Below are 10,964 nucleotides of genomic sequence, written 5' to 3' on the forward strand. Positions count from 1 at the left end.
TTATTAATATTAGGTATGAACATATCATTGCGAAATACGATACGCTGGGCACTCATCGCTCTTGCCGCTCCGATATTCCTCATCATATTGTTGGCGGTGCTGCTCTATCTGCCTCCGGTGCAGAACTGGGCGGTAGACTGCGTGGCGGACTATGCCTCGGAGAAGACTGGAATGCAGATCTCCGTGGGCAGGGTGAATCTGGAGTTTCCGCTCGACCTCGGAGTGGAAGACTTCAAGATGATAAAACCCAACGACTCGCTGCCGCAGGTGAGAGACACCGTTGCCGATGTGGAGAAACTCGTGGTCAGCGTGCAGCTCATGCCGCTGCTGAGCCGGCAGGTGGAGATAGACCAGCTGGAACTCAGGGGTGTGAACATGAACACCACCGACTTCATACATGAGGCAAGGGTGAAAGGCACCGTGGGGCTCCTCTCGCTCAGCAGCCACGGCATAGACTGGGGCAAGCAGACAATCATCGTTGACGATGCGCTGCTCAGCGACGCCAACGTCAGCGTGGAACTCAGCGACACCGTGCCGCCAGACACCACCAAGACCCCTACATACTGGAAGATACATGTGGAGCAGCTCAACGTTGACCGTACGCGTGCAGTGGTACACATGCCAGGCGACACCCTGCAGGTGGACGCATATCTGGGCAAGGCAGGAGTGAGAGAAGGTACCTTCGACCTATACAAGAACCTGTATAGCGTGGGCAATTTCGAACTTGCCGACGGCAGGATAGCCTACGACAACAAGTTCATGACACGTTCGCGCGACATCATAGACCCCAACCACATCCTGCTCTCAGAGGTGAACCTCGGCATCGACTCCCTCTCCTATGCCATGGAGACTTCGGAGCTGAAGCTCGTGATGCGCCATTGCGCACTGAAGGAGAGGGGAGGACTGCAGATTGCCGACATCAAGGGACCTCTCTCTATGGACTCCCTCAAACTGAAGATGCCGCAGCTGCTGCTCAAGACCCCCGACTCATGGCTGAAAGCCGCCGTGGACATGGACCTCAATGCCTTCAGCGACTCCTGTCCGGGACGCCTCTCCCTTAGGGCAAACGCATCGCTCGGAAAGCGCGACCTTATGCGCTTCATGTCCGGCATGCCAGCGTCATTCCGCCGGCAGTGGCCCGACAAGCCATTGACTGTCAACACGATACTCAGTGGAAACCTCCAGCAGATGAGGCTCCGGCTGCTCAACCTCAACCTGCCGTCGGCACTGAAAGCAGACGCCAACGGATATCTCACCAATCTCACCGACACCAAGCGGCTCGGCGCCAGCATCAACTTCAAGGCATCGGCTGCCAACACGCAGCTTATCACGGCGCTCGTGGGCAAGGAGAACATGGGCGGAGCGAGGATACCGAACGGCATCTTGCTCTCGGGCAACGTGAAGACCGGCGGCAACCAGGTGTATCTCGCTGACGTGACGATGCGCGAGGGTGGGGGAACGATGAAGGCGAAAGCACGGTTCAGCATGCCGAACATGGCATACAGCGCAAAAGTCTCTGCCGCCGGAATGAGGATAGACCATTTCATGCCGACGCTCGGAATGAAAGACTTCTCGGGAACCCTCGACGTAAACGGCAGGGGCACCGACCCTATGAAGAAGAGCATGACGGTGGATGCCAGTGCCGACATCAGGAAATTCGTCTACGACAAATACCACTTCACGGGCATCACCGCCGATGCCCGACTCAGCAACGGACTCATACACGCCAACATAAACAGCAAGAACCAGCTGCTCGACGGACTGCTCTCGGTGGACGGATTCGTAAGTTCGAAGAAAATCGACGCCACCATAGCCTCCGACATCAGCCGCATCGACCTCTATGCCCTCGGTGTGGCAAAGAAGCCGCTGATGGCATCGCTGTGCTGCCATTTCGACGTGGCAACCGACATGCGCCACTCGTATATGCTGAAGGGAGGAACGAGCGACGTGACGATTCTCGACTCGCTCAAGGCTTACCGGCCGGTGAACATCACCTTCGACGTGCTCACAAACCGCGACACCACAAGGGCGATGGTAGACTGCGGCGACTTCTATCTCAATATGAACGCCAAAGGGGGATACGAGCATCTGCTCTCGCGCTTCGAGAAGTTCGGCAGCCTGCTCTCAAAGGAAATCTCCGACGGACGCATCGACTATGTGGCGCTGCGCCAGCAACTGCCGGAGGCCGACTTCCGCATGAAGGCGGGAAAAGACAATATCTTCAGCCGATTCCTGAAATATTACGGCTACACCTTCACCAGTGCCGACATGAACATGACGATGTCGGCGGCTACGGGAATGAACGGTGCCTTGCAGGTGAACGAACTGACGGCGGCGGGAGTGCTGCTCGACACGATACGCTTCAATGTGGTGTCAGACTCCGTGAACTGTACCTACAACGGACAGATACGCAACTCTAAGAACAATCCACAGTATGTGTTTAATTCGCTCTTCGACGGATACGTGTTCGACCAAGGCTCGGGACTCAACATCTCCATCTACGACGCCGCCAACCGCCTCGGCATCAAGCTCGGAGCCACGGCGACTATCGAAGACACAGGAACGCGCCTCCATCTGCTCACCGATGATATCATACTGGGATACAAGAGGTTTGAGGCAAACGAGAACAACTATCTCTTCCTCGGCGACGACAACAGGGTGTCGGCAAATCTCAAACTGAAGTCTGCCGACGGCATGGGACTACAGGTCTACACCAACGACGAAAACCACGACGCCTTGCAGGACATCACCGTGGGACTCAGCAATTTCGACCTATCCAAGATTACCGCCGTGCTGCCGTATTTCCCCAAGATAACGGGAAACATGAACGGCGACTTCCACGCCATACAGACAAAGGAGAACATCACCCTCTCGTCAAACCTCAGCGTAGACAAGATGACATACGAGGGATGCTCGCTCGGCGATATAAGCACCGAATTTGTATATATACCACAGGAGGACGGCAGCCACTATCTCGACGCCGTGCTCTTCAGCGAGGGCTCACAGGTGGGGTCGCTCATCGGAACATACCACCCTGCCGGAAAGGGAGTGCTCAATGCCGACCTCAAGCTCGAACACCTGCCGATGAAAATCGTGAACGGATTCATTCCTCAGCAGCTCTTCGGATTTGAGGGATATGCCGACGGCTCGATGAAGGTGAGGGGAGAACTCTCCAAACCGCATGTCGACGGTGAGGTGTTCCTCGACTCCATGTATATGGTCAGCGTGCCATACGGCGTGAAGCTCCGCTTCAGCGACGACCCCGTGAGAGTGGTCGACAGCAAGCTGATGCTCGAAAACTTCGAGGTGTTCGGCCACAACGACAATCCGCTGAACATCTACGGAAACATAAACTTTGCCGACCTCGACAATGTATATATGGACGTGCGCATGAAGGCAACAAACTATCAGCTCATCAACTCAAAGGAGAACTACCGCAGCGTGGCATACGGCAAGGCGTATATCGACTTCTACGGTTCGGTGCGCGGAAAACTCGACAATCTGATGATGCGCGGACGGCTCAACGTGCTCGGTTCCACCGATGTGGCGTATATACTGAGAGACTCGCCGCTGACCACCGACAACCAGATGGACGAACTGGTAAAATTCACCAATCTCAGCGACTCCACGCAGCAGACCGTGGAGCATCCGCCGTTGACGGGTCTCGACATGATTCTCTCGGTGGGAGTGGACGAGGGAGCCCACGTGATGTGTTATCTCAATGCCGACCACTCCAACTATATCGACCTTATGGGAGGCGGCGACCTGCGTATGACTTACGATCCGCTCAACGAACTCCGCCTCACGGGCAAGTATACGCTCAGCAACGGTGAGATGAAATACGCCCTGCCGGTGATTCCGCTCAAGACCTTCACCATAGAGAACGGCAGCTACATAGAGTTCACGGGAGATGTGATGAACCCGAAACTGAACATCACAGCCACTGAGGAGACGAGGGCCACGGTGGGCACCAACGGACAGCAGGGCAGGACTGTGGACTTCAAGTGTGGAGTGGTGATAACAAGGACGCTCAACGATATGGGACTGGAGTTCACGCTCGATGCTCCCGAGGATATGTCGCTCCACAATGAGCTGCAGGCGATGAGCATGGAGCAGAGAGGCAAACTCGCCGTTACGATGCTCACCACTGGAATGTATCTCGCTGACGGAAACACCAGCGCATTCTCAATGAACAGTGCCCTCAGCTCGTTCTTGCAGACTGAGATAAACAACATAACGGGAAATGCCCTTCGCACCCTCGATCTGAGCTTCGGCATCGACAACTCCACCGACGCCTCGGGAAGTATGCACACAGACTATTCGTTCAAGTTTGCCAAGAGATTCTGGAACAACAGGCTCAAGATTATCGTGGGCGGAAAGGTGTCGAGCGGTGCCGACGTGCCAAACCAGAACGAGTCGTTCTTCGACAACGTGACGTTTGAATACCGTCTGGGCGACACCTCGAACAAATACCTGCGGCTCTTCTATGACAACAACTCATACGACTGGCTCGAAGGCACTACGCAGGAGTTCGGAGTGGGATTCACATGGCGCAAGACGATGCAGCACTTCAAGGATCTCTTCCGCAAGGAGAGAAAGATGCAGATGCCGGCAGCTCCCCAGCGCCCGGTTTCTGGCGATTCCACGAAGACGCCTCTGGTGAACAGGGAGATTAAGTGATTTGCAATCAAGTAGGATGACTTGTCTGCTCGTCCACTTGTCCGATCGTCCATTCGTCCATTCGTCCACTCGTCTGTTTGACTGCTATAAGAAAGAGTAACCTTCATCTCCCCTTCGGGGGAGAACGAGAGGGGGCTGAAGTTCATTGGCAGAGTAACCAGTTCCTTCCCTTGGGGAAGGTTAGGATGGGTTTGAGAACGAGAGGGGGCTGAAGTTCATTGGCAGAGTAACCAGTTCCTTCCCTTTGGGAAGGTTAGGATGGGTTCCCCTTTGGGAAGGTTAGGATGGGTTCCCCTTGGGGAAGGTCAGGATGGGTTCCCCTTTGGGAAGGTTAGGATGGGTTCCCCTTTTCAGAAAAGCATCGGGTGTCTTACGATAATATTAGAATGCGTTAAATTCGTCAACTAAATAAAAATGAAACATCAAATAATGTCAAATACCCTCGGCACACTGATGGTATGTGCCTTGGCGTTTCTCGCCACGGCGTGTTCCACCACAAGCTCCGTGCCCGAGGGCGACCAGCTGTATGTGGGACTGAAACAGATAGAATATGACGACTGCGAGAAGTCTGACCACTACTATTCCACTCAGGAAGAAGTGGAGGCAGCCCTCGCTACGGCACCAAACGGAGCCTTCTTCGGCAGTTCATATCATCGCACCATACCATATAAGCTATGGATATGGAATGCATTCCAGAACTCTGAGGGAAAACTCGGCAAATGGATTGCCAAGACCTTCGGCAACGCACCGGTGCTCATGAGCTGGGTGAACCCGCAGCTGAGAGCGTCGGTGGCACAGTCGGTATTGCGCAACCATGGCTATCTGGGTGGCACGGTGGGCTTTGAAGTGGAGACGCAGAAGAATCCCAAGAAGGCAAAGATATTATATAAGGTGGCGATGAACCAGCTGTCGCTCATCGACACCGTGGAATATGCCAACTTTCCGGCAGTGGCAGACAGTCTGATACTCGCCACCCGCGACCAGGCGCTGATAGGTCCGGGCAAGCCTTTCAATGTGGCAACCCTCGATGCGGAGCGCAGCCGTTTGTCGGCCCTCTTCCGCAACAACGGATACTACTATTTCCAGCCTGCCTACGCTTCGTATCTCGCCGACACGCTGGCGCGTCAGGGCAGGGTGAAGCTCAGACTGCAGCTCGCCGACAACATCCCGGAGAGGGCGCGCCACAAATGGTATATCGGAAACCTGAAGGTGAATATCCGGAAGCAGCTCATGGAGCAGCTCAAGGACTCGTTCAACTACCGCCGCCTCATACTCGCCTACAACGGCAAGCGCCCGCCAATCAGAGCGCGTCTGCTCTTGCGCCACCTCCGTCTGTTCCCACGGCAGCAGTATAGCCAGGACGCATATCTCGAAAGTGCCGAAAGGCTCAGCTCGGCAGGACAATACAGTTCGGTGCAGTTCGCCTTCACCCCTCGCGACACCACCTCACAATGTGACACCCTCGACATGACGGTGAGCTGCGTGCTCAACAAACCGTATGAGTTTTATGTGGAGACTAATTATAGCAACAAGATAAACGGACGCACCGGACCGGAGCTGGTGCTCGGTCTGAAGAAGCTTAATGCCTTCAAGGGCGGAGAGGTGGTAGACCTGCGTCTGCATGGAGCCTACGAATGGCAGACGGGAGGACAGAACGGCAAGGACTACAACTCCTATGAATATGGTGCAGACCTCTCGGTGTCATTCCCACGAATGATATTCCCGTTCCTCAAGCCTTACAGATATCACGTCACGCCGACTACAACGGCGAGGGCGTCGGCAAACGTCATCAACAGACCGGGATATTTCAAGATGCATACGGCGTCGGGAAACTGGACCTACCAGTGGCAGCCCACGGAGACGAAGAAATTCGAGGTGACACCGTTGACGCTGAAATACCAGCACCTCACCTATACCACCCACACCTTCGACTCCATAATGAACGCCAACCCCTATCTCCTCGCCACCATGCAGGACATGCTCATACCGAAGATGCAGTTCTCATACACATACAACAGTCCGAAGAAATACCGCAACCCGATATACTGGAACCTCACGCTCTCTGAGTCGGGCAACGTGCTCTCGCTCGGCTATCTCGCGGCAGGCAAGAAATGGAACGCCAAGGGCAAGGAGCTCTTCAAGAACGCCTATGCACAGTTCGTGAAACTGGAGACCGACTTCACCAAGACATGGGGCATCGGACTCAAGTCGCAGCTCGTGGGCCATGTCAATGCAGGCATCGTATATTCGTATGGCAACGCCGCATCTACGCCATACAGCGAGCAGTTCTATGTGGGAGGCGCCAACAGCATCCGTGCCTTCCCCGTGAGATCGGTAGGTCCGGGACGCTACTACACCGACCAGGCGCGCCTCTCATATCTCGACCAGACCGGCGACATGAAGTTTATCGCCAATCTGGAATACCGTTTCAATCTCTTCGGAGACCTCTATGGCGCCGCCTTCCTCGATGCCGGCAACGTGTGGGGAGTGCGCGACGACGGATACCGCAAGGGGGCACAGTTCAAGATGAAGAACCTGCTCAAGGAGATGGCGGTAGGCACTGGCATCGGAGTGCGCTACGACCTGCAGTTCCTCATCCTGCGCATAGACTGGGGAGTGGGAATCCACATGCCATACGACACCGGCCGCAGCGGCTACTACAACATACGCAAATTCAAAGACGGCCAGTCGCTCCATCTCGCAGTGGGATATCCCTTCTGAGCCTCATATCCCTTCTGAGCCTCATATCCATCCTGATCTTCCCAAAGGGAACCCATCCTGACCTTCTCAAAGGGAAGGAACGAGTTACTCAGAATACTGTCATCAGCCCCCTCTCGTTCTCCCCCGTAGGATAACCCATCCTGACCTTCCCCAAGGGAAGGAACAAGTTACTCTGCCAATTGTCATCAGCCCCCTCTCGTTCTCCCCCGTAGGGGAGATGCTGGTTACTCTGTTTATGGATAAATCGCTGATAATGAGATACCTACAGATAACAATCATATAGCCAATGGTATCTGTCCCTCCCCTACGGGGGAGGCTAGGTGGGGGCTGATGTGATTGGCTGAAATCAAGATGCAAAGTAACTTGTTCCTTCCCTTTGGGAAGGTCAGGATGGGTTAACCTTTGGTGGAGGCAAGGTGGGGGCTGTAATGATTGGCTGAATAAGTCTTTGACAAAACAGAGTAACTTGTCCCTTCCCTTTGGGAAGGTCAGGATGGGTTTGAGGTTAGGTGGGGGCTGAGGCTATATCCGGACTAACCAATTCCTTCCCTTGGGGAAGGTTAGGATGGGTTTGAGGCTAGGTGGGGGCTGTAATGATTGACTGAATAAGTCTTTGACAAAACAGAGTAACTTGTCCCTTCCCTTTGGGAAGGCCAGGATGGGTTATCATACTGTCTAAAAAGCATAGACTAAGGAAAAAGGAAGAGCCCCAGCACTTGCAAATCCTGCTAAATCCAAAACCAAAATCCAAGAATCATTAACGAAATATAATCAAAAAATGGAACCGTGAAAAAACCAATCCGTGTTTCATTTTTTTTTGATTTGTGTCCCTACCGCAGACCATGGACACAACGCCACCACGTAATGACAATATCAGTGATAATAACAATCTGTCATAAACCCGAATCGGTCGTTAGGGCTTGCTTGGATTTTGTTCTTTTAGAAGAGTGGATTTTGTTTGGCTTTTAATGAGTAATAGCGAGCTATTGCGAATTAAAAACAGACAAAAGACGCCTTATAAAAAACAAAAGACTGCAAGCAGTAATTAAAAAATACAATAAACGGCCTAATGACCGATTTGGGATAAAAACACACCCCATCTAATGCCCGATTCGTGATACACTTTTGGGCACAGGCAGGAAATGAAATCTGCCCACTTGGGGCAACGTGCTTGCCCATGTTGGGTAACGTGCTTGCCCCATGTGGGCAACGTGCTTGCCCCAAATATGACCAAAAGTATCATGAAATGACTCGCTCGTAAAGAAGATTCAAATCCTGCCATCAGAACACTCTCACTCTGGCTGATTACCGTTTGGATATTGTCGGCCATTCTTAGATTTGTAAGCAGAAAAAAATATAATCTTACACTTAATCCAACTAAATTTTGTATTTTTGCAACAAATTGTATATCTTACCATAGAAGAGAAGACGAATTTTATTAATATACACAAAATGAGAATGCTTTTTCTCATGGCTTTAACACCATTAAGATGATGCATGACGATGGCAAACTAAATAGGCTTCCGCAACCATCATGCATGGTTGCAGCTAATGACATAAAGTAGAAAGGAATTTATGAAACCGGACGGTACGAGTTCTTTTTCTGCAGCCGACGAGAACCCCGTTTCTCCAGAGGGCACACAAGTTACTGAGCAAGACGTAAAGGCTCGCTCAGAGGTAAAGAAGTGTCGTCGCCCAAGCGAAACCACATGGTCATATCTCTTTTTGCATCACAGAAAGGTGAAGGCAATGGAAGAACAGTTCGCCAAAGACGGCATGACATATTTCGTGCATAAGACCGTGAGATATTTCAAGCGCACAGCCAGGGCGAAGGTGCAGCGCAAGGAATTGCCCACCGTCAGCGGTCTCGTCTTCTTCCAGGGTCTTCCCAAAGATATACAAGCCTATCTTGACAGGAATTTCCCTAACGTTCATTTGTGCAAGAACTGCAGCACAGGCAGAGTGGCGGTGATATCAGACTCCCAGATGCGTCCCTTTATGCGCATCAACCAGACTGAGCCGGAGCGTATCCGTTTCCTGCTCAAACCATTCCATTATTATGCCCGCAACCGCATCCTGCTCCGCATCACCGGTGGAGAGCTGGCAGGACTCGAGGGCTACATCATCCGTATCGACCGTGACCGTCGCCTCGTTATGGATGTGGGAGGAATGAGTGTCGCCATCAGCGGCATCCATGCCGAGCACTTTGAGGAAGTAGGGCAAGACAATACATCCCCTGCCGATGAGAACATCTTCTATCAGCGCAATCTGCACGAGCGGCAAGTGCTGATAGACCGCTATTTCCACCCCGTGAAAACCGACAAGGACGTGGCGGAGCAGACAGAAAACATCGACTATTTGAGAAAATACGTGTTGGAAGAGCTGTCACGCAATCGCCTCACCCTCAATGCCGCATGGAGCATCTGCTCCTTCATCATCGAGGAGATAAATTACTACTATGCGCCATTCATCGAACAGTTCAAGGAAAACCTCGACCCCATCATGGGTGAAGGAGGCAAAGTGATCCAGCTGATGGATTCGATACTCAGCAATCCGGCATTGGATGATGACACCAAGGACAGATTCCAGAGTGAACTCGAAAAAATGATGTTGGATTACGACTATCTGTTCTGATTACTGTGAGACATATAAACAAAAAATACAATATTTATCCAGAATATAAGGCACAATGAACGATTCCAACAATATTAAAATAGCAGTAGCAGGCTACGTGAGGCTGAGCATAGCCACGCTGTTGTCTCAGCACCATCACGTTACGGCAGTGGATGTAATCCCCGAAAAGGTGGATAAGCTGAACAACCGTATTTCTCCTATTCAGGATGATTACATAGAATAGTACTTGGTAGAGAAGCCACTGAATCTTGTGGCTACTCTCGATGGCAAGGCAGCATATAAGGATGCCGACTTCGTGGTCATCGCAGCACCAACCAACTATGACCCGGTAAAGAATTACTTCGACACATTTGAAGAAAGCCGGCTGGTATGGCTATACAGAGAACAACCAGTTTGGTGCAGAGGTAAATTCATGCGTCATTGGCGTCTATCGCCTCACGATGAAGTCCAACTCCGACAACTTCCGCCAGTCTGCCATTCAGGGAATCATGAAACGCATCAAGGCAAAGGGCGCAGAGGTTATCATCTACGAGCCGACACTTGAAGACGGCAGCACTTTTTTCGGCAGCAAGGTCGTTAACAATCTGGATGCCTTCAAGACGGAAAGCCATGCAATCATCGCTAACCGCTATGACGCATGTCTGGACGATGTAAAGGATAAGGTTTACACACGAGATATATTTAGAAGAGATTAATATAAATGTAAGTACTTTTGTATGGATAGAGAAACTTTAAAAGCAGTTCATGAAGAAAAGTTTGAAACTTTTCTGAAAAACATAAATGTTTATGACGGTATTTTACGTGGTGAATACAAATGTAAATTTTGTGGCAATGTTGTGAATTTGGACAATGTTTATACAATTTTTTCAGAAGCTGGTAAGGTTAAGTTTGTATGTGATACGACCAATTGCGTGGTTAAATTAGGTGAA

At 51.8% G+C, this 10,964-nt stretch carries 4 protein-coding genes and 1 pseudogene; all 5 read left to right on the forward strand.

What is annotated here, in order from left to right; genetic code table 11:
• Positions 1 to 15 precede the first annotated feature (15 nt).
• On the forward strand, positions 16 to 4,680 hold the full coding sequence (locus ST42_RS01725; protein WP_044072055.1) for a translocation/assembly module TamB domain-containing protein: 4,665 nt from the start codon (positions 16 to 18) through the stop codon (positions 4,678 to 4,680).
• A 414-nt stretch (positions 4,681 to 5,094) separates the two neighbouring features.
• Positions 5,095 to 7,401 carry a translocation and assembly module lipoprotein TamL gene (tamL, locus tag ST42_RS01730; protein WP_044072056.1) on the forward strand — a complete coding sequence of 769 codons (2,307 nt, stop codon included), beginning with the start codon at positions 5,095 to 5,097 and terminating at the stop codon, positions 7,399 to 7,401.
• A 1,575-nt stretch (positions 7,402 to 8,976) separates the two neighbouring features.
• Entirely contained in the window at positions 8,977 to 10,035 is a 1,059-nt protein-coding gene (locus ST42_RS13065; RefSeq protein WP_052488186.1) for a hypothetical protein, read from the forward strand.
• Between the two features lie 55 nt (positions 10,036 to 10,090).
• Positions 10,091 to 10,730, forward strand: a pseudogene (locus ST42_RS13375) (UDP binding domain-containing protein).
• Positions 10,731 to 10,751: 21 nt separating this feature from the next.
• Positions 10,752 to 10,964 (forward strand): hypothetical protein (locus ST42_RS13740; protein WP_156139270.1); only part of this gene is annotated, 213 nt, incomplete at its 3' end.

It is taken from the genome of Prevotella pectinovora, assembly GCF_000834015.1.
Lineage (GTDB): Bacteria > Bacteroidota > Bacteroidia > Bacteroidales > Bacteroidaceae > Prevotella > Prevotella pectinovora.

What these genes read in the sequence shown, in the direction of transcription:
- ST42_RS13065 (WP_052488186.1), top strand. Translation starts at nt 8,977, where the DNA reads ATGAAACCGGACGGTACGAGTTCTTTTTCTGCAGCCGACGAGAACCCC.
- tamL (WP_044072056.1), top strand. Translation starts at nt 5,095, where the DNA reads ATGAAACATCAAATAATGTCAAATACCCTCGGCACACTGATGGTATGT.
- ST42_RS01725 (WP_044072055.1), top strand. Translation starts at nt 16, where the DNA reads ATGAACATATCATTGCGAAATACGATACGCTGGGCACTCATCGCTCTT.